The sequence below is a fragment of the Methylobacterium sp. Leaf118 genome (genome assembly GCF_920984675.1).
Lineage (GTDB): Bacteria > Pseudomonadota > Alphaproteobacteria > Rhizobiales > Beijerinckiaceae > Methylobacterium.
The window spans coordinates 74,704-96,891 of record NZ_CAKLBV010000008.1 but is presented as its reverse complement, the minus strand read 5'-3'; the positions used below and the strand labels follow the sequence as shown (position 1 = coordinate 96,891).

Genomic DNA, 22,188 nt, shown 5'->3' with positions numbered 1-22,188 from the left:
CAGTCGTCGATTCACGCCAGAGGTGCAGCCAAGCCCGATCTCGGTCTCGAATGCGCGATGACAGGCGCTGCATCCAAGTCGGTTCGTGTCATCGCTTGCCCGATTCGGGCACTTCTTCGATCCCAAGAGAAATACATTCGTCAAGTCTTCGTTCTGCCATCGCTGTCATCGCGGCCGAATTGCGGCGGGGATCCCGCGCGCGTTGCTGACGACTGGCCATGTTTGGCAGTTCTACGCTGTCTCGATGGCGGGCAGTTTCGGCAAGCGACTGATGAATACGTGCCACACATTCTCCCAATCTCCGGGATTAAAAGGGGTCGGCACGACCGCTCGGGTTGGAGTGACCCGGCCTCCGTACTACTAGAACGGCGTCCGTGCGGCTGCCTTCGGGCAGGTGCGTGCTCCCGGACCCTACGAGCGTGAACGGATCGACGTGACTCACCGCAAAGACATCGCGATCGTCGGCCGCGCCTGCCGTCTCCCGGGAGCCCCGAGCGTCGAGGGGCTGTGGCAGCTCCTGACCGAGGCGCGCTGCGCCGTGTCGCGGGTCCCGGAAGACCGTTGGTCGCTGCCGGCCTACGCGCATCCGCGGGCGCAGGAACGCGGCAAGAGCTACACCTGGGCGGCGGGCGTGCTCGACGACATCTGGTCGTTCGATCCGGCGGTGTTCGGCATCTCCCCCCGCGAGGCCGAGCAGATGGACCCGCAGCAGCGGCTCCTGCTGGAACTGGCCTGGGAGGCCTTCGAGGATGCGGGTCTGCGCCCCTCCGCGGTCGCCGGCTCGCAGATCGGCGTCTTCGTCGGCGCATCCTCCCTCGATTACGGCAATCTGCGCGTTCTCGACCCGGCCTCCAGCGACGCCTATGCGGCCACCGGCAACACGCTCTCGATCATCTCGAACCGCATCTCCTACATCTACGATCTCAAGGGCCCGAGTTTCACCCTCGACACCGCCTGCTCGTCGTCCCTCGTCGCGCTCAACGCCGCGATCACGGCGATCGAGGCCGGTCAGGTCGACACCGCGATCGTGGCGGGCGCGAGCCTGCTCGCCAGCCCGTTCAACTTCATCTCCTTCTCCAACGCGCAGATGCTCTCGCGCACGGGTCTGTGCCAGGCCTTCTCGGCCAAGGCCGACGGCTACGTGCGCGCCGAGGGCGGCGTCGTCCTGATCCTGCAATCGGCCGAGGCGGCGGCCCGCAGCGGACGCACGGTGCGCGGCGTCATCGCGGCGAGCGGCGTCAATTCCGACGGCCGCACGACTGGCATCACCCTGCCCTCGGGCAACGCCCAGGGCGCGCTGCTGGAACAGGTCTACCGCGAGGCGGGAATCGATCTCGACCGGATCGCCTTCGTCGAGGCTCACGGCACCGGCACCCCGGTCGGCGACCCGATCGAGGCGAGCGCCATCGGCGAGAAGCTCGGCAAGCCCCGCCACGCGCCGCTGCCGATCGGTTCGATCAAGACCAATATCGGCCATACCGAGCCGGTCTCGGGCCTCGCCGGCCTGCTGAAGGCGAGCCTCGCCCTCGAGCACGACCTGCTGCCGCCCTCGCTCCACGCGGCGCAGCTGAACCCCGAGATCCCGTTCGAGGCCCTGAACCTGTCGGTGACCCGGTCGCCGCTGGCGCTGGAGCGAAGCGCGGAGCGTTTCGCGGGCGTCAATTCCTTCGGCTTCGGCGGCACCAATGCCCACGTCGTGCTGACCGACCCGGCGCCCGTCCCGGTTCCCGCCGCGGAGACGGGCCGTAGCCCCGAAATCCTGCTCCTGTCGGCCCAGAGCCGGGCCGCGCTGAACGATCTCGCCCTCGATTACGCCGCCCGCCTCGAGGGTGCCGCGCCGGACGAGGTCGCCCGCGTCGCGGCCGCGGCGGCCCATCGCCGCGAGCGTCTGCCCGTGCGCCTCGCCGTCCCGGTCGGGGCGGGCCTCGATCTTCCCGCGGCGCTCCGCGCCGTCGCCGAGGGCGAGGACATGGATGCCGCGATCGCCGGGACGGCGGTCGAGCGCGGCGCCGAGGTGGCCTTCGTCTATTCGGGCAACGGCAGCCAGTGGGTCGGGATGGGCCGCGAGGCCTATGCCGAGAACGCGGTGTTCCGCGCGCGCTTCGAGCGCACCGACACCTTGTTCGAGACGCTGTCCGGCTGGTCCCTGAAGGAGGCGATGTTCGCCCCCGATCTCGATCAGCGCCTGTCGCTGACCCGGGTCTCCCAGCCCCTGATCTTCGCCATCCAGAGCGCCTCGACGGCGGCCCTGCGGGCCCGGGGCCTCGCGCCCCGCTTCGTCCTCGGCCACAGCGTCGGCGAGATCGCCGCGGCGGAGGCCGCCGGCATCCTGAGCCTCGAACAGGCGGTCCGGGTCATCTTCCACCGCAGCAAGCACCAGGAATCGACCCGGGGCTTCGGCACCATGGCGGTGCTGCTCGGGCCGGTCGAGGAGATGGAGGCGTTCCTCGCCGATTATCCGACCCTCGACATCGCCGCCTACAACAGCCCCAAGGCGATCACGGTGGCCGGCCCCGAAGCCGTGATCGAGGCGGCGATGAAGGCGCTCGCGCGCAAGCGTCGCCGCGGGCGCAAGCTCGACCTCGAATACCCGTTCCACGGCCGGCTGATGGACCCGACCGAACGCCCGCTCCTGCGCGACCTCGACGGCCTGAAGGCTACGGCCGGGCACACCGCCATGGTCTCCACGGTAACCGGCACGGTGCTGCCGGGCGCCCGCTTCGGGGCCGGCTACTGGTGGCGCAACATTCGCGAGCCGGTGCGGTTCTGCGAGGCCCTGCAGGAGGCGACCCGCCAGGGCGCGCGGGTCTTCGTCGAAGTCGGCCCCCGGGCGACCCTGTTGCCGCATATCGGCGACGCGATCGAGCCGCTCGGCATCGAGGTCGCCTCGGTCGGCGTGATGCACCGCAAGCCTGTGGGCGCCGACCCGATCGCCCGGGCCGTCGCCGCCGCCCTCGTGGCCGGCGCGAAGGTCGAGGAGCCGACCGTGTTCGGCGACGATCCGGCCGGCGACGTGCGGCTGCCGCATTATCCCTGGCAGCGCCGCAGCTTCCGCCTGTCCGAGACCGCCGAGGTCACCGGGGCCGTGGTCCCGCGGCTCTACCATCCCCTCGTCGGCGCCCGCGCCTCGGCCGATGGGCTCGAATGGCACGGCCATCTCGACGCGGTCCTCGTGCCCGATCTCGACGATCACCGCATCGACGGCCAGGTGATCCTGCCCGGGGCCGCCTTCGTCGAGATGGCGCTGCATGTCGCCCGGCAGGCTCAGCGCTCCGAGACCGCGACGCTCGCCGATCTCGAGATCCACGCGCCGATGGTCTTCGCCGAGGAATCCCTGCGCGAGGTGACGGTGCGCCTCGCCGGCCACCAGATCCAGATCCTCAGCCGTCCGCGATTGACCCAGGCCCAGTGGCAGCTCCACGCCTCGGCCAAGATCATCGAGGGTGATTTCCTCCCGCTCCCCCGCCGGGACGTGGCCCTGCCCGCCGACCACGCGGTGGCGGGTGACGACCTTTATCGCCGGGCCCTCGCCTCGGGCCTCGGGTTCGGCGCGAGCTTCCGGCAGGTCGCGGCCTCGGCGCGGATCGATGACGTCACCATCGTCTCGGAGCTGACGGCCGCCGAGGCCGACGCCCGCTACGGCCTCGTGCCCGCGCGCCTCGATTCCTGCTTCCACGGCCTGATCCTGCTCTTCGCCGAGCTGATGGGCGAGGGCGCCACCAAGGCCTACGTGCCGGTCCGCTTCGGCGAGATCCGCCTGCTGCGCCCGGGCGCGGTGATCGCCCGGACCGAGATCCGCATCCGCCGCTGCAACGAGCGCTCGATCCTCGCCGATTTCACCCTGGTCGACGCGGAGGGCGAGGTCATCGCCGCGATCCGCGAGGGCCGGTTCCAGGCCCTGCGCGCCAAGGGCGGCAGCGAGCTCGACGCCTTTACGATCACGCAGGCGACGGAGCTCGCCAGCGAGCCGACCGCTCTGGCCCTCGAGCGCCGCCCCTCGCTGAGCGAGCGCCTGCGGCCCGCCCTCGCCGCCGCGACCGCCCCGGACACCGCCGAGCTCGGCCCGGGCCACCTCCTCCTGGAAGGCTGGGCGACGGCGCTCGCCTACCGCCTCGCCGAGGGGCTCACCCGCGGCGGGCGGATCGACCTTGCCGACCCGCGCCTGACCGATGCCCTGCGGCCTTGGGCGCTGAACGCCCTCTACGCCCTCGAGAGCAGCGGGCTCGCCTCGAACGATGGCCGCTCCGGCGCCTGGCGCCTGCGCCAGGACGTGGCGCTGCCCGCGCCCGAGGAGACCATGCGCTGGATCGCTTCGGACCATCCGGAGCTTTCCGCCGAGCTGGTCCTGCTCGCCGACACCACCGCTCTCGTCGGGCGCATCCTCACGGGCGAGGCGACGCACGCCGCCGAGCTGCCGCCGGCCGCCCTCGACGCGTTCCATCTGCGCGGCGCGACCGCCCGCGCCGCCGCCCAGGTCGTCGCCGACGCGATCGCTTCGAGCCACGAGCGCCTGCCCCGCGACCGGGCCCTGCGCATCCTCCAGGTCGGCTTCGGCCCGCTCTCGGCCCGCGCCGCCGCCCTGGCGCGCGCCATCGACGCCCGCCTGACCGTGCTGGAGACCGACCGGCGGCTCGCCGAGCGGGCGCGTCTCGGCCTGCCGACGCAGGTCGAGGTGGTGGAAGCCGCCGAGGCCCTGCCGGGCGGCGCCTTCGACCTCGTGCTGGCCAGCGACGTGCTGCACCGGGGCGGGCGCGGCCTGCCCGGCCAGCTCGCCGACGCCCTCGCCACCGGCGGCCTGCTGATCGCGGTCGAGCCCGGCGCCTCCCTGTTCCGCGATCTCGTCTTCGGCCTCACGCCGGACTGGTTCGAGACCGTCGCCGGCCTGCCCGTGTCGCGCCTCGACGACGTGGCGGGCTGGCAGCGGACGCTGAGCGCGGGCGGCCTCGTCCGCGTCTCCGCCGGCCGGGCGGCCTCCGCCAACGGCGACGACCTGCTCCTCGTCGCCGAGGCTCCCGCCCGTCCGATCGTCGGCCATGGCCAGAGCTTCGCCTTCGTCGTCGGGTCCGACGACGCGATCGGGGCCGAGACCGCCTCGTCGCTGGCGACGCTCCTCGTGGCGAGTGGCGTCCACGTCTCGATCATCCTCGATTCCGCGCAATCCCTGCTCGAACTGGAGCGGGAGACGCCGGACACCGTGGTGTTCCTGGCCGGTGCCTTCACGACCGACGGCGCGGCCGCCGGGCGCCTGCGCGACCGCTGCCTCAGCCTCAAACGCTGCGCCGAGCATCTCGGCAGCCGCCAGACCCGGCTCTGGGTGATCGCGCCCGGCGCGACCCGCGATGCCGGCGGGGACGCCGCCGCCGTCGAGGCCGGCGTCTGGGCCTTCAGCCGGACCCTCGCCAACGAGGCGGCCAACCTCGATGTCCGCCGGGTCGATCTGGCGCCGTCGCTGTCGCCCAAGCACGCCGCCGAGCGGCTGCGTGCCCTGATCCTGTCGGGCACGCTCGAGACCGAGATCGTGCTCGACCCGGACGCCACCCGCGTGGTGCGCTTCCATCCCGGCCGCGCCGTCCGTCCCGTCGGCACCGACGCCGCCCCGGCCGCCCGGCTGGAGCGCTCCAACACCGGCGGCCTCAACGAGATGGTCTGGGGGCCGGCCGAGCGCGTGGCCCCCGGCCCCGGTCAGGTCGAGATCGCGGTGGCCGCCACCGGCCTCAACTTCCGCGACGTGCTCTGGGCGCTCTCGATGCTGCCGGAGGAAATCCTGGAGGACGGCTTCGCCGGACCCCGCCTCGGTCTCGAGGTGTCGGGCCACGTCGCCGCCGTCGGCCCCGGCGTGGTCGATCTGCGCGTCGGCGACGCCGTCGTCGCCTTCGCGCAATCGGGCTTCGCCACCCACGTCGTCGTGCCCGAGACCGTCGTCGCCCCCGCGCCCGCCGGGCTCGATCTCTCCGCGGCCGCCACCGTGCCGGTCGCCTTCCTCACCGCCTATTACGCGCTCTGCACCTGCGCCCGCCTGCGCAAGGGCGAATGGCTGCTCGTGCATGGTGGCGCGGGCGGGGTCGGGCTCGCCGCCCTCCAGATCGCCAAGTGGAAGGGCGCTCGGGTCATCGCCACCGCCGGCTCTCGCGAGAAGCGGGCTCTGGTCAAGGCGCTCGGCGCCGAACACGTGCTCGATTCCCGCTCCCTCGCCTTCGTCGACGACGTGCGGCGGATCACCGGAGACGGCGTCGACGTGGTGCTCAACTCGCTGTTCGGCGAGATGATGGAGCGCTCGCTGAATGTCCTGCGGCCGTTCGGGCGCTTCGTGGAACTGGGCAAGCGCGACTACGTCGCCAACACCCATATCGGGCTGCGGCCCTTCCGGCGGAACCTGTCCTATTTCGGCGTCGACCTCGATCAGGTGCTCCAGCACCAGGGCGAAGACGGGGCGCGGATGTTCCGCGAGGTGATGGCGCTCTTCGCGGAAGAGGGCCTGCGCCCCCTGCCCTACCAGCCCTTCGCCGCCGACGAGACGTCCGACGCGTTCCGGCTGATGCAGCAATCGGGGCATGTGGGGAAGATCGTCGTCACGCCGCCCGCGCCCGGCACCGTGGCCCGGGTGCGGCGCACCGCCTTCGCGGTGAACCCGGACGGCGTCCACCTCGTCACCGGGGGGCTCGGCGGCTTCGGGATCGAGGTGGCGCGCTGGCTGGCCGACCGGGGGGCACGGCGCATTCTCCTCGTCGGCCGCTCCGGCACGCCGAGCCCGGACGGGCGCGCGGCCATCGCCGAGCTGGAGGCCCGCGGGGTGCGGGTCGAGACGCAGGCCTGCGACATCGTCCGCCGCGAGGCCGTCGAGGCTCTCCTCGACGGGATCGAGGCGGCGGGCGACCGGCTCGCCGGCGTGATCCACGGCGCCATGGTGCTGCAGGACGGCCTGATCACGGCGATCGAGCCCGAGACCCTCGCGGCGGTGATCGCCCCCAAGGTGATCGGGGCGGAGCATCTCGACGCGGCGACCCGCGCCCGCGCCCTCGACTATTTCGTGCTGTTCTCCTCGGCCACGACCTTCATCGGCAATCCGGGCCAGGGCTCCTACGTCGCCGCCAACGGCTTCATGGAAGGGCTCGCCCGCCAGCGGCGCCGGCTCGGCCTGCCGGCCCTAGCCGTGGCCTGGGGCGCGATCGGCGATGTCGGCGTCCTCGCCCGCAACAAGGCGGTGATGGAGACCCTGTCCTCCCGCGTCGGCGTGACGCCGATGGAGGCTCGCCGCTGCCTCGACTTCATGGCCGAGGCGCTGGAAGGCCAGGGCGCGAGCCCGGACGAGGGGGTGATCGCCATCGCGGCGATGCATTGGGGCAAGGCGCGCGAGCGCCTCGCCACGCTGCGCTCGCCGAGCTACGCCGCCCTCGCCGCCGACCAGCAGGCCGAATCCGGGGCGGTCGCGACGATCAACATCGTCGCCCTGCTGCGCGCGGGCGACATCGACGCGGTCCGCAAGACCGTGGCCGACGCCATCGTCGAGGACATCGCCCGCATCCTGCGCCTGCCCAAGGACGACATCAGCCGCGTGCGCCAACTCTCCGAGATCGGCCTCGACTCGCTGATGGGCGTCGAACTCGGCGCCAGCCTGCAGGAGCGCTTCGCCCTCGACGCGCCGCCCGCGGGCATCTCCTCGGGGCTCACGGTCAACGAACTGACTGAGACGCTGATCCAGGCGGTCGCGGCCCCGGTCGATGAGGCCGCGGGCGTGACGCTAAGCCTCGCCACGAAACACGTCGGAGACCTCGACGCGGCGACGCTGACGCCGTTCAACGCCCTCGTCGAGAAGAACGTCGCGGACATCAAAGAGATTCTTCCATGACCCAGCCGTCACGTCCGCAGGACGGCCGCGCCGCTCTGGCGAGCTTCGTCACCAACCGGCTCGGCCGCGTGAACGCCCCCCGGCCGGAGCCGACGGCGGAGGCCAAGGCGCCGACGCGGTCCGAGCACCAGAGCTTCGAGCGGCTCACCGGCTACCGCGAGCTGAAGCTCCAGCGTTCGGCCGCCGATCTGATCGGCCTCAACAACCCGTTCTTCCGGGTGCACGAGACCCGCGCCGCCGCGACCACCCGGATCGACGGCAAGGCCTTCACCAACTACTCGTCCTACGATTATCTCGGCCTCAACGGGCACCCGGCGGTGAATGGGGCGGCGCGCAAGGCGATCGAGGCCTTCGGCACCTCGGCCTCGGCGAGCCGGCTGGTGGCGGGGGAGCGGCCGGTCCATCTGCGGCTGGAGCGGGCGCTCGCGGCGCATTACGGCACCGAAGCCTGCGTCATCATGGTGAGCGGCCACGCCACCAACGTCACCGCCCTCGGCGCGATGCTGGAGCCGGCAGACGTGATCTTCCACGACGCGCTGATCCACAACAGCGTCGTCACCGGGGCGCAGCTCTCGGGAGCGCAGCGCCGCTCCTTCGCCCATAACGACCCCGCCGCCCTGGAGAAGCTCCTGGAGGCCACGCGGCACGAGCACCGCCGGGCCCTCATCGTGGTCGAGGGGCTCTACAGCATGGACGGCGACGCGCCGGATCTGGCCGCCTTCGTTGAGCTCAAGCGCCGCTACGATTGCTGGCTGATGGTGGACGACGCCCACGGGCTCGGCGTGCTGGGCCGCACCGGCGCCGGCCTGCACGAGCATTGCGGGGTCGCGGCCGCCGATGTCGATATCTGGATGGGAACGCTGTCGAAGACGCTCTCGTCCTGCGGCGGCTATATCTGCGGCCCTTCGGTGCTGGTCGAGTACCTGAAATGCACCGCCGGCGGCTTCCTCTACAGCGTCGGCATGTCCCCGCCCCTGGCGGCTGCGGCCGAGGCCGCCCTCTCGATCATGCAGGCCGAGCCCGAGCGGGTCGAGCGCCTCCGCCGGAACGGGGGGCTGTTCCTGGCCGCCGCCAAGAAGCGCGGCCTCAACACCGGCACCAGCCTCGGCCTCGCGGTGATTCCGGTCATCATCGGCGATTCGCTCAAGGCCGTGACGTTGTCCGACCGCCTGTTCAAGCGCGGCATCAACGTGCAGCCGATCATCCATCCGGCGGTGCCGGAGCGTGCCTCGCGGCTGCGCTTCTTCCTGACCTCGGAGCACACGCCCGAGCAGATCGCCGAGACGGTCGCGGCGGTGGCCGAGGAACTGGCGGAACTCGAGACCGGCGCGACGCTGATCGAGCAGCTGATGGCGCGACGGGGGGCGTGAGGCCCTCGGCCTCGCGTCATCGACCGAGCGGTGGACGCCTGTCGGTCACCGCTTCCCGGCCAGCCAGATGACGTGGCGCGCCCCGCGCTGGCCCCGCGCCCGGGTCGCCACCGCCTCGACGGAGAATCCCGCCTGTCCGAGCCGCCGGGTGAAGGCGGCGTCGGGATGGGCTGACCACACCGCCAGCACGCCGCGAGGCCGCAGGGCCGCCCGCGCCGTCGCGAGGCCGGCCGCGTCGTAGAGGCGGTCGTTGGCCGTCCGGGTCAGGCCGTCGGGGCCGTTGTCCACGTCCAGCAGGATCGCGTCGTAGGCTCCCGTCCGCTCGGCGATCACCGCCGCCACGTCGGCCCCGCGGAGCGTGACGCGGGGATCGTCGAGGCAGCCCTGGGTCAGCGCCGCCATCGGCCCGCGCGCCCAGGCGATCACCGCCGGCACGATCTCGGCCACGCTCACCTGCGCCGTCTCCGGCAGGCTGCCGAGGGCGGCCCGGAGGGTAAAGCCCATGCCGTAGCCGCCGATCAGCAGCCGCGGCGCGGCGACGCCCGCGATCCGCTCGGCGGCGAGCCGGGCCAGCGCCTCCTCCGAACCGCTGAGACGGCTGTTCATCAACTCGTTCCGGTCGAGCTGGATCGAGAACTCGCTTCCCCGCCGCAGCAGCCGCAGGGTTCCGGATTCGCCGGGGATCGGTGCGCTGTCGAGGTGTTCCCAGGGGATCATGCGGCGCCTGTTCGGGTCGTCTCTCGTCTTGCCGCGGACGTCCTGCAACGGAAAAGGGGCCGCCTTTCGGCGACCCCCTTCCGGTCTCTCGAGGGTGGCGTCGGACGTTAGAAGTCCATGCCGCCCATGCCGCCGCCGCCCGGCATCGCCGGAGCGCCGCTGTCCTTCTTCGGCGCGTCGGCGACCATGGCTTCCGTGGTCACCAGCAGGCCGGCGACGGAGGCCGCGTCCTGGAGGGCGGTGCGCACGACCTTGGCCGGGTCGACGATGCCGGCCTGGATCATGTCGACGTACTCTTCGGTCTGGGCGTTGAAGCCGTAGGTCTCGCCGCCGTTGTCGGTGATCTTGCCGACGACGATCGAGCCCTCGACGCCTGCGTTGCTGGCGATCTGACGGATCGGGGCCTCGAGCGCCTTGAGGACGATCTTGATGCCGGCCTGGACGTCCGGGATCTCGGACTTCAGCTGGGCGACCGCCTTCTTGGCCAGCAGCAGCGCGACGCCGCCGCCGGGAACGATGCCCTCTTCCACCGCAGCGCGGGTGGCGTTGAGCGCGTCGTCCACGCGATCCTTCTTCTCCTTGACCTCGACCTCGGTCGCGCCGCCGACGCGGATGACCGCGACGCCGCCGGCGAGCTTGGCCAGACGCTCCTGGAGCTTCTCACGATCGTAGTCCGAGGTGGTCTCCTCGATCTGCGCCTTGATCTGCCCGACGCGGGCCTCGATGTCGGCCTTCTCGCCGAGACCGTCGATGATCGTGGTGGTCTCCTTCTCGATGCGGACGCGCTTGGCGCGGCCGAGCATCGGCAGGGCGACGTTCTCGAGCTTGATGCCGAGATCCTCGGAGATGGTCTGGCCCTTGGTGAGGATCGCGATGTCCTCGAGCATCGCCTTGCGGCGATCGCCGAAACCCGGCGCCTTCACGGCTGCGACCTTGAGGCCGCCGCGCAGCTTGTTCACCACGAGCGTGGCGAGCGCCTCGCCCTCGATGTCCTCGGCGATGATGACAAGCGGCTTGCCGGTCTGCACCACGGCCTCGAGCACCGGCAGCATCGGCTGCAGGGAGGAGAGCTTCTTCTCGTGGATGAGGATGTAGGGATCCTCGAGCTCGGCGACCATCTTCTCGGCGTTGGTCACGAAGTACGGCGAGAGGTAGCCGCGGTCGAACTGCATGCCCTCGACGACGTCGAGTTCGGTCTCGGCGGTCTTGGCCTCCTCGACGGTGATGACGCCCTCGTTGCCCACCTTCTGCATGGCGTGGGCGATCATCTCGCCGATCTCCTTGTCGCCATTGGCGGAGATCGTGCCGACCTGGGCGACCTCTTCGGAGGAGGCGACCTTCTTGGCGCGGGCGGTGATGTCCTTCACCGCGGCGGCCGTGGCGAGGTCGATGCCGCGCTTCAGGTCCATCGGGTTGATGCCGGCGGCGACGTACTTGGCGCCTTCGCGGACGATGGCCTGGGCCAGCACGGTCGCGGTGGTGGTGCCGTCACCGGCGATGTCGTTGGTCTTCGAGGCCACTTCGCGCACCATCTGGGCGCCCATGTTCTCGAAGCGATCGGCGAGCTCGATCTCCTTGGCGACGGTGACGCCGTCCTTGGTGATGCGGGGCGCGCCGAAGCTCTTCTCGATCACGACGTTGCGGCCCTTGGGGCCGAGGGTGACCTTGACGGCATCCGCGAGGATGTCGACGCCGCGCAGCATCTTGTCGCGAGCATCGGCGGAGAAACGTACGTCTTTCGCTGCCATGTGAGTGAACCTCAAAATGCGGGATGGATGCCCTGAAGCCTGCCGGAGGCGGTCTCGAAGGGCGGTGAGGGGGGCGGCGCCTTAGAGGGCGACCACACCCATGATGTCGGACTCCTTCATGATGAGGAGATCCTGGCCGTCGATCTTGACCTCGGTGCCGGACCACTTGCCGAACAGGACGCGGTCGCCGACCTTGACGTCGAGGGCGTTGATACGGCCCTGCTCGTCGCGGGCGCCCGGACCGACGGCGACGATCTCGCCCTCCTGCGGCTTCTCCTTGGCGGTGTCCGGGATAATGATGCCGCCCTTCGTCTTCTCCTCGCTCTCGATGCGACGGACGACGACGCGGTCGTGCAGCGGACGGAACTTCATGAGCTGCCCTCTTGCTTCGAAATAGCGGTTGGTCTTCATGCGGCCGGCCAGCGACCGCGCCCCAACATGGTTGTTAGCACTCGTGCTCGATGAGTGCTAACGACGGCGGCGAGATAGGCGTGTGGCTTCGCGGAGTCAAGGCGCAGCTTTCTCGCCGCCGCCCGGTTCGGAGGCGAATCTTCGCCTTGCGCCGGGATCGGAACCACGTTCGGACCAACGCGCGGGGCCGAGGCAAGGCCGATTCGGGGCTGAGGACGGGACGCCTTTTTGCGATGATCAGCGTGCATGGACCGCAGGGAGCGGTCGAGGCCGACCACCTCCACGAGGGCGCGCCGCCCAAGCACGCCGTCTGGATCGACCTGAACGATCCGACCGCCGAGGAGGCGCGCCGGGTGGAGCAGGCGACCGGCCTGCGCATCCCGTCGCGCGCGGCCCTGAGCGAGGTCGAGCTGTCGAGCCGGCTGCGGCGCAACCGCGACGGCATCTCGCTCTCGACCCCGATGGTGACGTTCGACCGCTCCGACTTCAGCTTGAAGCCCCTCGGCTTCCTCCTGAACGACAACCATCTTGTGACGGTGCGCTTCCACGAGATGCGGGCCTTCGCGGCGGTGCGTGCGCGCGTGGATGCGGGCGACGGCGACGGCAGCACCGGCGCGCGCATGTTCCTGCTCATCGTCGAGGAGTTGGTGGACAACCTCGCGGACCTGCTCGAAGAGATGTCCGGCGATCTCGACGGCCTCTCCACCCGGGTCTTCGATTTCGACGCGGGCGCCCGGCCCGGCGCCCGCAAGGGTGACGCGAATGCCCCGAAGCGCCGCGATCTGGCGCTTCGCCGGCTGCTCCGCTCGGTCGGGCGGCACGGCAAATCGCTCTCGAAGGTCCGGGCGAGCCTGCTCGGTCTCGAGCGCATCGTCGCCTTCGCCAAGGGCGAGTGCGACGCCTATCTCGACGGCGACGACGCGCCCCGATTCGAGACCCTGGCCCGGGACATCGCCTCCCTCGACGAGTTCGAGACGAGGCTGTCGGAAACGCTGCAATTCCTGCTCGACGCGACCCTCGGGCTCATCAACATCGAGCAGAACAACGCCTTCCGCATCCTCACGGTGGTCTCGGTGGTGGGCGTGCCGCCGACGCTGGTCGCGTCCATGTACGGCATGAACTTCAAGCACATGCCGGAACTCGACTGGGTCTACGGCTACCCCTACGGTCTCGCGCTGATCGCGATTTCGGCCGTGGTGCCGCTGATCTTCTTCCGGAGCAAGGGCTGGCTCTGAGCGCATCCGGGTTCCGCGCCCGCATCGGCCCCGGAGCGACACCGCGGAAATAGGACCAGAGGTAAGGGTTCGTTAACCATCTTCGCGCAGGCTGATGCTCCGGTGCTTCCGTCGCATCGATGGCGATACGAAACCTTCACCCCTGGTCGGGTCCCCCATGGCACAGCTCGCGTCCAATTGCGCTGTCGACCGCCTTGCCGACGCCCCCCTCCCCGGTCTGACCGGCGAGACCCGGGACCGCCTCGGGCGGGCCCTGCGCGAGGTCTATGTCGAGACCTGCGAGAGCCGTCCGATCACCGACGTGCAGGTCGAGCTGCTGCTGCGCCTGCGCCAGAAGGAGCGGGACCGGCGCCGCGGCGCCTGAGCCTCACTGCCAGCGCCGCGCCTGGGGTTGGCTGCGCCGGATCTCGGCGGCCCGGATCAGGGTGAGGATCCGATCGAGATCCTTCAGGAGGGTGGCTTCCGTGGCCTGCGCCTCCTCGGCCGCCCGGGCGTCCGGGTCGAATCGCTGCCGTTGCTGGGCCAGGGTGAGTTCCTGTTCCAGCGCGGCCCGCTCGTCGTGGAGCGCGCGGTAGGCGATCTCCTGCGGATCGCTGATCGCCTCGACCGGCGGGTCGTCCCCGCGCACCGTCTCCGTCACTGCGACGGTCTCCCCGGATGACTGTCGTGAACGCGAGTCGGCCCCGAGGTCCCATCCCCTCGAGGCCACGCGGCATCACTCGTCTCCCTAACGTCCGAACCGCGCAGAGCGGTCCATCCTCAGCGAAAATCCGCGGGGGCCCGCCCCGGGGCGGGCGTTGTCATGCGTCCGTCATGTGCTCGTCATAGAGGCGGCGCGTCGGAGCGATAGGGCTGCCCCGTCGCAGCGGGACCGGCCGCAGGCCTCTTGGGCCGCCCGGCAGCCGCGCACGACCCGTTACGGAGATGCTCGTGAAACCCTTCGCTTACGCCCTGGCCGCCGGCCTCGCCGCCGCTCAGATCGCGACCTCGGCGCTCGCTGCCGACATCACCGGCGCCGGCGCCACCTTCCCCTTCCCGGTCTATTCCAAATGGGCCGAGGCCTACCGCAAGGACAGCGGCATGGGCCTGAACTACCAGTCGATCGGCTCCGGCGGCGGCATCAAGCAGATCCAGGCCAAGACGGTCGATTTCGGCGCCACCGACGCGCCGCTCAAGCCCGCCCAGCTCGAGAAGGACGGTCTCGTTCAGTTCCCGACCGTCATGGGCGGCGTGGTGACCGTGGTGAACATCGCCGGCCTCGAGCCCGGCAAGCTCAAGCTGACCGGCGAAATCGTCGCCGACATCTATGCCGGCAAGATCCAGAAGTGGTCGGACCCGAAGATCGCCAAGCTGAACGAGGGCCTCAAGCTCCCGGAGGCCAACATCACCCCGATCTACCGTTCGGACGCCTCCGGCACGACCAACATCTTCACGACCTACCTCTCGGGCGTCTCCGAGGGTTGGAAGAAGGAGTTCGGCGCGGCCACGACGATCAGCTGGCCGGTCGGCCAGGGCGGCAAGGGCAACGAGGGCGTCACCGCGACCGTCAAGCAGGTCCCGAACGCGATCGGCTACGTCGAGTCGGCCTATGCCAAGCAGAACAAGCTTGCCTACACGCTGATCCAGAACAAGGCCGGCAAGTTCCCGCGGCCCGACGACAAGGCCTTCCAGGCCGCTGCCGCCAGCGCCGACTGGAAATCGACCCCGGGCTTCGGCATCGCCCTGACCAACCAGGCCGGCGAGGATGCGTGGCCGATCACTGCCGCGACCTTCATCCTCGTCTACAAGGAGCCTGCCGACTCCGCGAAGGCCGGTGACGTGCTCAAGTTCTTCGACTGGGCTTACAAGAACGGCGACAAGCTCGCGACCGAACTCGACTACGTGCCGCTTCCCGACAACGTCGTCGGCCTGATCCACGAAGAGTGGAAGACCATCAAGGGCAAGGACGGCAAGGCCGTCTTCGGCATGTAAGCAGGTTACCGAGGCCCCCTTCCCCGAAGGGGGCCTTTTTGTGGGGCCTCGCTCGCCTCCCACGTCTCGGCACGCTACACGCCCCGCACTCGAAGAGCACTTCCGCGGATGACCGCTTTGACTCAGCAGATCGCCCTGGCCCGCGAGAGCGGCACGGCCCCCCGCATCGCCCCCAGCCGAATGGGCGACCGCCTGTTCCAGGGGGCGGCCTACGGCTCGGCCCTCCTGGTCCTCCTGGTCCTGGCCGGGATCCTCGGCTCGATCGTCTATGGCGCCTGGCCGGCCTTCGCCGAGTTCGGCTTCGGCTTCCTCACCTCGTCGGCCTGGAACATCGGCACCGAGCAGTTCGGCGCCCTGCCGGCGATCATCGGCACGGTGGCCGCCGCGCTCCTCGCCCTGCTCATCGGCGTGCCGATCTCCCTGGGGATCGCGGTCTACCTCACGCAGCTCTGCCCGGGCTGGGCCCGCAAGCCGGTCGCCATGACCATCGAGCTGCTCGCCTCGGTGCCGAGCATCATCTACGGCATGTGGGGCCTGTTCGTCTTCGCGCCGCTCTTCGCGCGCTTCGTGCAGGTGCCGGTCTCGAACGTGGTCGAGGGCCTGCCGATCGTCGGCACCATCCTCTACGCCCGCATCCCCTCGGGGGTGGGCGTGCTCACCGCCGGCATCATCCTCGCCATCATGATCGTGCCCTTCGTGGCCTCGATCACCCGCGACATGCTCGACCAGATCCCGACCGTGCTGCGTGAGAGCGCCTACGGCATCGGCTGCACCACCTGGGAGGTCGTGCGCCACGTGCTCGTGCCGCAGGCCTCGGTCTCGATCATCGGCGCCATCATGCTCGGCCTCGGCCGCGCGCTCGGCGAGACCATGGCGGTCACCTTCGTGATCGGCAATGCCAACCGCCTCTCCGCCTCGATCTTCGATCCGGGCTCGACCATCGCCTCGCGCATCGCCAACGAGTTCAACGAGGCCGACGGCCTGCAGCTCTCCTCGCTCATGGCGCTGGGCTGCCTGCTCTTCATCATCACCTTCATCGTCCTGATCGTCGCCCGCCTGCTGGTGCGGCGCGTGAAGGTCGCCTGAGCCGCATCCGGGAAGAGCGCCGACCATGGACGCCACCAACCCCCTCGCCACGACCGGCCGCGGCCCCAGCGCCAGCCGCGTGCGCTCCGGCCGCCGCATCGCCGACCGCATCCTGATCCTGGCCAGCACCGCCGCGACGATGCTCGGCATCGTCGTGCTCGGCTCGATCCTCCTCATGCTCATCGTCGAGGGCGTGAAAGGCTTCACCCCGGAGCTGTTCACGGCGCCGACCCCGGGCCCCGGATCGGAAGGCGGCGGCATCGCCAACGCGATCCTGGGCAGCCTCATCATGACCTTCATCGGCATCGTCATCGCGACGCCGATCGGGCTGATGGCCGGCACCTTCCTCGCCGAGTACGGCAAGACCTCCAAGATCGCCGACGTCATCCGCTTTCTCAACGACGTGCTGCTCTCGGCCCCCTCGATCCTGATCGGCCTGTTCGTCTACACCCTGATGGTGCGGCCGATGGGGACCTATTCGGGCTGGGCCGGCGCCGTGGCGCTCGCCATCATCGCCGTGCCGGTCATCGTGCGCACCACCGAGGACATGCTGCGCCTCGTGCCGAGCCCGATGCGCGAGGCCGCCGCCGCCCTGGGGGCGCCCCGCTCCCTCGTCATCCGCGCCATCACATGGCGGGCGGCGAGCGCCGGCATCGTCACCGGCATCATCCTGGCGCTGGCCCGCATCGCCGGTGAGACCGCGCCGCTGCTCTTCACCGCGCTCAACAACAACTCGTGGTTCAACGCCAACCTGCTGGGCGGCGTGCCGAACCTTCCGGTGATGATCTACCAGTTCGCCCTCTCGCCCTACCCGAACTGGCAGAGCCTGGCCTGGGCCGGGGCGCTGCTCATCACCGTCACCATCCTGGCGCTGTCCGTGCTGGCCCGCTTCGTGATCAAGGAACAGCGGCAGCGCTGACCCCGCGCGCCGCGCCCCCGCCCTCCGACCGACGAGAGACCGAGATGAGCGCCTCCCCCGCGATCCGCAGCCAGATCGACGGCCGCAACCCGGCCGACCTGTCGGCACCCGTGCGCATCGCCGTCAAGGACCTGAACTTCTACTACGGGTCGTTCCATGGCCTGAAGAACATCAACCTCGACTTCCGCGACCGGCAGGTCACCGCGCTGATCGGCCCGTCGGGCTGCGGGAAGTCGACGCTGCTGCGCACCTTCAACCGCATCTACAGCCTTTATCCGGAGCAGCGCGCCGAGGGGCAGATCCTCCTCGACGGGCAGAACGTGCTCGACTCCAAGGTCGATCTCAACGAGCTGCGCTCGCGCATCGGCATGGTGTTCCAGAAGCCGACGCCCTTCCCGATGTCGATCTACGACAACGTCGCCTTCGGCCTGCGCCTCTACGAGCGGCTGCCCAAGGCCGAGCTCGATGTCCGCGTCGAGGAATCCCTGCGCAAGGCCGCCCTCTGGGACGAGGTGAAGGACAAGCTCAAGCAGTCCGGCATGGGCCTGTCGGGCGGCCAGCAGCAGCGCCTCTGCATCGCCCGCACCGTGGCCCAGCGCCCGGAGGTGATCCTGTTCGACGAGCCGACCTCGGCCCTCGATCCGATCTCGACCGGCCGCATCGAGGAGCTGATCGAGCAGCTGCGCTCGGAGTTCACGATCGTCATCGTGACCCACAACATGCAGCAGGCCGCCCGCATCTCGCAGTTCACCGCGTTCATGTATCTCGGCGAGCTGATCGAGTTCGACGCCACGACCAAGATCTTCATGAACCCGGCCAAGCGCCAGACGCAGGACTACATCACCGGCCGGTTCGGCTGATCCGGGTTCCGCCGTCCCGCAAGGCCGGCGAGACCGACGATCTGTCCCCTGGAAGCCTGCCCTGCCGCAGCGGCCCGGTCACAGGACCATCGCTTGAAGGTGCGTCGCAGCCCTGTCCGGGAAGGGTCTCGGCGCCAGCCGAGAGCCGGGAACGTGGCCGCCGGCCACTGAGGCCGACCAGGAAGCAGGGCGATCGCTCCGAGCGATGGCCCTGGGAAAACGAGCAGCGGCTTCCCCGGGGGAGCCGATGGAAGCACGAGGATCAGGCGCATCGTCCCGGCCGCCCGGGACGCGGCTCCGCCGCCCGACCGGAGACTTCGAAACCATGTCCGAGCATATCGTCTCCTCCTACGACAGCGATCTCGAGAACCTGCGCCGCTCCATCGCCGAGATGGGGGGCGTCGCCGAGAAGATGCTGGCCGACGCCACCGAGGCGCTGGTGCGCCGCGATTCCGTCCTCGCCCAGGCGGTCATCGTCGCCGACAAGCGCCTCGACGTGCTTCAGCGCGAGATCGAGGAGCGCTCGGTACTGCTCATCGCTCGGCGCCAGCCGATGGCCATCGACCTGCGCGAGACCATCTCCGGTATCCGCGTCTCGGGCGACCTCGAGCGGATCGGCGATCTCGCCAAGAACATCGCCAAGCGGGTCGTGGCGATCAGCGACCAGACCCAGCCGCAGAAGATCGTGCTCGGCGTCCAGCACATGAGCGACCTCGTGCAGGAGCAGCTCAAGGATGTGCTCGATGCCTATGCGAGCCGTGACACCGCCTCCGCCCACGACGTGTGGGAGCGCGACGGCGCCATCGACGCGCTCTACAATTCGCTGTTCCGCGAACTCCTGACCTACATGATGGAGGATCCGCGCAACATCTCGTTCTGCACGCATCTGCTGTTCTGCGCTAAGAACGTCGAGCGCATCGGCGACCACACCACCAACATCGCCGAGACGATCCACTATCTCGCCACCGGCGAGACCGTCGCGGGCGAGCGGCCGAAGAACGACGCGTCGAACTATGTGACGGTCTCCCCGGGCGCCTGACCGGCCGTTCGGGATCGGGCCTCGATGTGCCCTCACGCGGGCCTTCGGCCCTTGCGCGTGAGGCGGCGCGCGCGACACTCTTCACCGGGTTCGGTCGCGCCGGCACTGGATTCCCGCGCGCCGCTCCGTCACCGTGGACGGAGCGCCCGGGACGAAGAGCAGGGATGGGAAGACGGGCGATGACGAGCGCACGCATCCTGATCGTCGAGGACGAGGAATCGCTGACGACGCTCCTGCGCTACAACCTCGAAGCCGAGGGCTTCGTCGTCGATGTGGCGGTGCGGGGCGACGAGGCGGATCTGCGCCTGCACGAGACCACCCCCGACCTCGTCCTGCTCGACTGGATGGTGCCTGGCCTGTCGGGGATCGAGCTGTGCCGGCGCATCCGCGCCCGGCGTGAGACCGAGCGCCTGCCCGTCATCATGCTCACCGCCCGCGGCGAGGAGGCCGACCGGGTGCGCGGCCTCTCCACGGGTGCCGACGATTACGTGGTCAAGCCGTTCTCGGTGCCGGAGCTGCTCGCCCGCGTCCGCGCCCTCCTGCGCCGGGCCAAGCCCGCCCACGTCGCCGGCATGCTGGTGGCCGGCGACATCGAGCTCGACCGGGTCAGCCACCGCATCCGCCGCCAGGGCCGCGAGATCCATCTCGGCCCGACCGAGTTCAAGCTGCTCGAATATCTGATGCAGAGCCCCGGCCGGGTCTTCTCCCGGGAGCAGCTTCTCGACGGCGTCTGGGGCCACGACGTCTATATCGACGAGCGCACCGTCGACGTGCATGTCGGCCGCCTGCGCAAGGCGATCAATCGCCCCCGCCAGAGCGACCCGATCCGCACCGTGCGTGGCTCAGGCTATTCCTTCGACGAGATGTTCTCGGGGGCGGAGTAGCCGCGTCCGCAGCGACCCGGGCCGACAACCGGGGCGAAGCCGCCGGCCCCTGCCATGGTGCTATGCTGGCGCGCGCCATGACGGGTGCGCAGGCCCCGCGGTGACGGATCGACCCGGAAAACGCCGCTGACCTTGCCCGCCCCGACCCACATCAGCCGGTCGGCGCGCCTTCCTAGCGGAATCCGGCGACGCGACGGTCGCGCTTGCGCTCGGCGGCCGGCTGGTAGGCGACCTGGGCGTGCTGGGTGCAATAGGGAAGCCCGGTGATGGCGCGGCCTCCGCAGAAGCGGAAGTCCGGCGAGGTCGGATCGCCCATCGGCCAGCGGCACATGGAATCCCGCAGGTCCATGATGGTGACCCGCTCGGACACGGCGAGCGCGACCGGCTGCGGCGGGGCCGGCACCGGCTCGAGGGGGAAGTTCGGCGCGGGGCGATGGGTGACGATGGCGGGCGGCTCCGGCAGGGTCGGCTCCTCTGCGGCCAGCACCGCCTCGATCTCGACCGCCGCGTCCTCGTCCCGGCGGCGCCCGTTCACGGGGGCCGGGCCGATCGGCTTGACCCGGCCGGCGAGCCCGAGACGGTGGACCTTGCCGATCACGGCGTTGCGCGAGATGCCGCCGATCTGAAGGGCGATCTGGCTGGCGCTCAGGCCATCGTCCCAGAGGCGCCGAAGCAGCTCCACGCGCTCATCCGTCCAGCTCGGGACCGCTTCCGTCATTGCCCCCTCCACAGCGACCCGACCCTGCACAGGCCGGAAAAGTCGTACCGGTGCCTCCGGCCCGCCCACGGCGTGCCGGCCCGTTGCGCGGGTGATCGCGCCGGCCCGGCACATGTCGGTTAACACATCGCCAACCCGCGGCGGGCGACGTCCGGAGACTACAGGACAGCTCGACCGGGGAGCAAGGGTCGCGGACCGGCCCGGACGGGTTTCCACTGCCAATCGGTCCGAACCCGAAACCCGGCCGGCCCCGCCGCGTGCCGCGTCCCCGACCGAGGGGCGCGCCCCTGACCAAATCTCTGTCAATCAACGTAAAATTTGAGCGATGCGCCGTCTCGTCCCGGTGCGCGCCGCCCGCCCGATCGTCCGGCCCGTCCGGCCCGTCGGCTGGGTCCCGCGACCGGGGCGTTTGCCGGATCGGGCGTATCGACTATCTCTCGGGCATCGGCGGCGGGCCTTCGCCCCCCCGGAGATGAACCATCGACACCGGAGTTCGCATGCGCCTGCGCCTCGCACCGGCCCTTCTGATCCTCGCCGCAACCGGCGCATCGGCGGCGGGGCCGGCCGCTCCGGTCCCGAACGAGACGGCGACCCGGCTCGTCCACCACCGCGCAGTCTACGACCTGACGCTCGCCCGCTCGGAGGGTACGCGGGCGGTCGAGAGCGTGCGCGGGCGCATCGTCATCGACTTCTCGGGCGATGCCTGCCGCGGCTACACCATGCAGACGCGGCAGGTGACGATGCTGACCTCGTCGGAATCCGGCGACCGCACCTCGGACCTGCGCAACACCACCTTCGAGAGCGGCGATGGCGGCCAATTCCGCTTCCGCTCCGAGACCCGGTTCAACAACGCTGCCTCCGCCGCGGGCGTCGACGGCACGGCGGAGGCCGGCCCCGACGCGCTGAAGGTGCGGCTGAAGGAGCCCAAGCGCGACCAGTTCCAGGCCGGCGGCGAGGTGATGTTTCCGGTCCACCACATGATCCGGCTGATCCAGGCGGCCAAGGCTGGCGAGACCACGGTGTCCGCCAAGGTGTTCGACGGCTCGGACGACGGCCGCAAGGTCTACGACACGCTGGCGGTGATCGGCCGTCCGAGCGCCGCGCCGGCCGCCCAGACCGAGCGCGACAAGCCCCTGCGCGAGGGCGACTTCGCCACCATGCGCCGCTGGCCGGTGACGCTCAGCTACTTCACGCCCGGCGAGGGCGAGCGTACCCCGATCTACACGCTCACCTTCGATCTCTACGAGAACGGCGTCAGCGGGCGGCTGAACCTCGATTACGGCGACTTCGCCATTTCCGGCACCATGGCGCAGCTCGACCTGCCCAAGGCGGATGCCAAGGACGGCGAGTGCAAGCGGTGACGGAGCGGGCGCTGCGCGCTAAC

16 protein-coding genes are annotated in these 22,188 nt (G+C 70.4%); 11 read left to right on the top strand and 5 right to left on the bottom strand.

All coding sequences use genetic code 11. The annotated features are described in order from the left end of the window. The first annotated feature begins 433 nt into the window (after nucleotides 1–433). A complete protein-coding gene (locus LW587_RS05795) occupies nucleotides 434–7,846 on the top strand; it encodes a type I polyketide synthase (RefSeq protein ID WP_232628647.1) in 7,413 nt (2,470 codons plus the stop codon). Next, on the top strand, nucleotides 7,843–9,216 hold the full coding sequence (locus tag LW587_RS05790; protein ID WP_232628646.1) for an aminotransferase class I/II-fold pyridoxal phosphate-dependent enzyme: 1,374 nt from the start codon (nucleotides 7,843–7,845) through the stop codon (nucleotides 9,214–9,216). Before LW587_RS05795 ends, LW587_RS05790 begins: the two co-directional genes overlap by 4 nt. Nucleotides 9,217–9,261: 45 nt before the next feature. Here LW587_RS05790 and LW587_RS05785 read toward each other — a convergent pair whose 3' ends face one another. The 3 genes from LW587_RS05785 to groES all read right to left on the bottom strand — a co-directional run bounded on the left by LW587_RS05785 (nucleotide 9,262) and on the right by groES (nucleotide 12,053). Further along, on the bottom strand, nucleotides 9,262–9,933 hold the full coding sequence (locus tag LW587_RS05785) for a spermidine synthase (protein ID WP_232628645.1): 672 nt from the start codon (nucleotides 9,931–9,933) through the stop codon (nucleotides 9,262–9,264). 107 nt (nucleotides 9,934–10,040) lie between these two features. Beyond that, a complete protein-coding gene (gene groL, locus LW587_RS05780) occupies nucleotides 10,041–11,681 on the bottom strand; it encodes a chaperonin GroEL (protein ID WP_232628644.1) in 1,641 nt (546 codons plus the stop codon). A gap of 81 nt (nucleotides 11,682–11,762) precedes the next feature. After that, nucleotides 11,763–12,053: a co-chaperone GroES gene (groES, locus tag LW587_RS05775; RefSeq protein WP_060772000.1), complete on the bottom strand. Its 291-nt coding sequence runs from the start codon at nucleotides 12,051–12,053 to the stop codon at nucleotides 11,763–11,765. 272 nt (nucleotides 12,054–12,325) lie between these two features. On the opposite strand from groES, the gene LW587_RS05770 reads away from it, so the two are divergent. Both LW587_RS05770 and LW587_RS05765 read left to right on the top strand, forming a co-directional pair. Next, nucleotides 12,326–13,327, top strand: a complete 1,002-nt coding sequence (locus LW587_RS05770; RefSeq protein WP_232628643.1) for a magnesium transporter CorA family protein — start codon at nucleotides 12,326–12,328, stop codon at nucleotides 13,325–13,327. Nucleotides 13,328–13,484: 157 nt separating this feature from the next. Beyond that, nucleotides 13,485–13,691: a hypothetical protein gene (locus tag LW587_RS05765; protein WP_232628642.1), complete on the top strand. Its 207-nt coding sequence runs from the start codon at nucleotides 13,485–13,487 to the stop codon at nucleotides 13,689–13,691. A gap of 3 nt (nucleotides 13,692–13,694) precedes the next feature. Here LW587_RS05765 and LW587_RS05760 read toward each other — a convergent pair whose 3' ends face one another. Then, the gene (locus LW587_RS05760; protein ID WP_232628641.1) at nucleotides 13,695–13,967 is read right to left on the bottom strand and encodes a hypothetical protein; all 273 of its coding nucleotides are present in this window, start codon (nucleotides 13,965–13,967) and stop codon (nucleotides 13,695–13,697) included. Nucleotides 13,968–14,257: 290 nt separating this feature from the next. On the opposite strand from LW587_RS05760, the gene pstS reads away from it, so the two are divergent. From pstS to phoB, 6 genes are all read left to right on the top strand, one after another. Next, nucleotides 14,258–15,298 carry a phosphate ABC transporter substrate-binding protein PstS gene (gene pstS / locus LW587_RS05755; protein WP_232628640.1) on the top strand — a complete coding sequence of 347 codons (1,041 nt, stop codon included), beginning with the start codon at nucleotides 14,258–14,260 and terminating at the stop codon, nucleotides 15,296–15,298. A 108-nt stretch (nucleotides 15,299–15,406) separates the two neighbouring features. Continuing rightward, a complete protein-coding gene (gene pstC, locus LW587_RS05750) occupies nucleotides 15,407–16,384 on the top strand; it encodes a phosphate ABC transporter permease subunit PstC (protein WP_232628639.1) in 978 nt (325 codons plus the stop codon). Between the two features lie 25 nt (nucleotides 16,385–16,409). Beyond that, on the top strand, nucleotides 16,410–17,303 hold the full coding sequence (gene pstA / locus LW587_RS05745; protein ID WP_232628638.1) for a phosphate ABC transporter permease PstA: 894 nt from the start codon (nucleotides 16,410–16,412) through the stop codon (nucleotides 17,301–17,303). 44 nt (nucleotides 17,304–17,347) lie between these two features. After that, the gene (gene pstB / locus LW587_RS05740) at nucleotides 17,348–18,163 is read left to right on the top strand and encodes a phosphate ABC transporter ATP-binding protein PstB (RefSeq protein WP_232628637.1); all 816 of its coding nucleotides are present in this window, start codon (nucleotides 17,348–17,350) and stop codon (nucleotides 18,161–18,163) included. A gap of 325 nt (nucleotides 18,164–18,488) precedes the next feature. Further along, nucleotides 18,489–19,202 (top strand): phosphate signaling complex protein PhoU, encoded by a 714-nt coding sequence (gene phoU / locus LW587_RS05735; RefSeq protein WP_232628636.1) that lies wholly within the window; start codon nucleotides 18,489–18,491, stop codon nucleotides 19,200–19,202. A gap of 179 nt (nucleotides 19,203–19,381) precedes the next feature. Continuing rightward, entirely contained in the window at nucleotides 19,382–20,086 is a 705-nt protein-coding gene (phoB, locus tag LW587_RS05730) for a phosphate regulon transcriptional regulator PhoB (protein ID WP_232628635.1), read from the top strand. 172 nt (nucleotides 20,087–20,258) lie between these two features. Here phoB and LW587_RS05725 read toward each other — a convergent pair whose 3' ends face one another. Continuing rightward, nucleotides 20,259–20,804 (bottom strand): GcrA family cell cycle regulator, encoded by a 546-nt coding sequence (locus LW587_RS05725; protein ID WP_232628634.1) that lies wholly within the window; start codon nucleotides 20,802–20,804, stop codon nucleotides 20,259–20,261. A gap of 497 nt (nucleotides 20,805–21,301) precedes the next feature. On the opposite strand from LW587_RS05725, the gene LW587_RS05720 reads away from it, so the two are divergent. Next, nucleotides 21,302–22,165 carry a cell envelope integrity EipB family protein gene (locus LW587_RS05720; protein WP_232628633.1) on the top strand — a complete coding sequence of 288 codons (864 nt, stop codon included), beginning with the start codon at nucleotides 21,302–21,304 and terminating at the stop codon, nucleotides 22,163–22,165. The last annotated feature ends 23 nt before the right edge of the window (nucleotides 22,166–22,188 follow it).